Here is a 2,336-nt window from a genome sequence, read left to right on the forward strand (position 1 = left end):
CCGTTTTGTCTGTGGAGGGAAGACGCAGTAAAGGTCGCCCTGCGAAGCAGAAAGCAAGCGAAATCCGTGAGGAAGTCGCCTAAGAGCCTTTGCTTTTAGAATCCCCCACTTGAGCTAGTCGAAAGTGGTGGGAGTATGTCAAGTCATTGCTCTTGATCAATTGTCCGATATAACCTGACAGATCCTATTAAAATAGTACACTGTCAGGATCAGCTTTGAGCAAGTACATATTTTAAATACTGCATGTGTGCTGACAGCAAAATGTTCTGCCCATAAAGTATCAGTGTATTGTTTTCCACCCAGCAAGATTCGCATTTTGCTGATTGTAACTGGACGATCAGGTAGAGGATGCTCTCAGTCGTTTTTTCCAGAGTTGTATCGTACGCGTGGTTTACGCCGTGCGCTTAAGTTGCTGTCGAACGATGATTTTCTATCTGGCTCACGGCATCATCGACACTTTGTGCATCATAACTCGAGCGGGGGAATAAAGGACTATTCACATACAATAAAGTTTCTGCGACTGAACGGCGTACGCGTGCCAACTTTAGCTTAATCCCCTCCTCTTGCAAATGCTCAGCCAACAATAACAATGCTTCAATACTGGTACTATCCAGGCTTGGGCATTCTTCAAGATTCAAAATCACATGCTGATAATTTTGCTCAGAAACCTTTTTTAGAATTGCATGACAGATTTTTTCTGCATTGGCAAAAAACAGGGGGTGATCAGGCCGTGCAATTAAAATAGCATCAGGTGCTACAGCTTCAGGAAAACGGTTGATATCAACAAAATCATGCCCGCCATTGAGACGTCCAAGCCAGGCAATTCGAGGAACAGAGTAGCTTTTCAATAACATTAAAATGCTCACCAGCACCGCAATCAGTAACCCATTGAGCACACCAAAAATAATCACTGCCCAAATTGCAATAATCGACAACAAGCGATCTTTATGCCAGATAAAATACTGTTTAAATGGGGCAAAACGAATATGTCCACTGACTGCATACATCACAATACCCGCCAAAACGGGTTCAGGAATATTGGCGATATACTTGCGAAAAAACAGTAAAAAAATCACCACGGCCAGCGCTGCTACCCAGGCTGATTTTTTGCTATTTGCCCCTGCAGATTCATTGGCTGAAGTCGCCGAATAACCTGCACCAACCGCCATTCCCTTAAACAGTCCTGAGCAGATATTGCTCATGCCCAATGCAATCAGGTCACGATTTGGCTGGATTGCATCATGGTATTTTAGGGCCGAGCTACGAATTGAAGTATAAGATTCTGCATAAATAATCAGTGCAACGGCCAGTGAAAGTTCTACCAGTTGCAACCAGCTATTCATACCCAACTGAGGCAAGTGAATACTCGGTAGAACCAACTCAAAATGCCCAACAGAACGGATTCCCCATGCGTGGGTATATCCCATCACATTGAAACTAATACCTAAAATAATCAGCAACAAGGCCACTGGAATAGTTTTATAGCGCTGGGTTAATTGCAAAGTGAAAAAGGTACAAAGTCCCATGATCAAAGCATGCCAGTTCCAGCTCGAATAGGCTTGTAGCATTTCCCACAACTGACGAAAAAAATTACTATGTTCAGGATGTACCTGTAATACTAAAGGAAGTTGCTTCAGCACAATGCTGAGTGCCAGGCCAAAAGAAAAACCCTTCAGTACAGGTTTTGCAATAAAATGTGTCACATCTCCAAGTTTAAATAACCCTGCGATCACCAGTAAAATTCCCGACAGAAATACCAGGGCATAGGCCAGACCTGCCCGTTCCGGCGAAGAAAACATGACTATGGTTGCCAGACCTGAACTCATGACTGCGGCAGAAGATGAGGTCGCAGAAACTATCGCAAAACGGCTATTCCCGATCAGACCATACAGCACTAAGCCCAGCACCAGTGCCACCAGACCACTTTGCGGTGGCAACCCGACCATATTGGAATAGGCGACCGCTTCAGGCAGCAGTAAACCTGCGATAGATAAACCTGCAATCACATCAAAAATAGGGAACTTTTTAGCAGCTGTCATAGACTAGTCAAATCTTGTATAGTCGGTGAGGGCATCTTCATGCTGCAGGTACACCGCACAAAGGTGGTGATCACCATCGGTGATAATTAATTGACGCCGTCCTAAATCACGTGCCACATGAAAATTGTGTTCATCAATCATCCGACAGCATAACAAATCAGTCAAATAAAAGTCTGTAAAAAAAGCGGTTTTAATTAACCTGAGTTCGATGAAATCCACTTAACCTTTTAGCATATTTTGGAAAGTTGGCTTATTGGGGTTCAAACAATAAGCCACTACAGCAGCCATGATATTCAC

Annotated in this window: 1 protein-coding gene; it reads right to left on the reverse strand. The window is 43.7% G+C overall.

Annotated elements, in window-relative coordinates:
• Positions 1-404: 404 nt before the first annotated feature.
• Positions 405-2,039 carry a SulP family inorganic anion transporter gene (locus tag ACE01T_RS17515; protein ID WP_395519778.1) on the reverse strand — a complete coding sequence of 545 codons (1,635 nt, stop codon included), beginning with the start codon at positions 2,037-2,039 and terminating at the stop codon, positions 405-407.
• Positions 2,040-2,336 lie beyond the last annotated feature (297 nt).

Origin of the sequence: Acinetobacter uliginosus, from assembly GCF_044130295.1 — a bacterium.
GTDB lineage: Bacteria > Pseudomonadota > Gammaproteobacteria > Pseudomonadales > Moraxellaceae > Acinetobacter.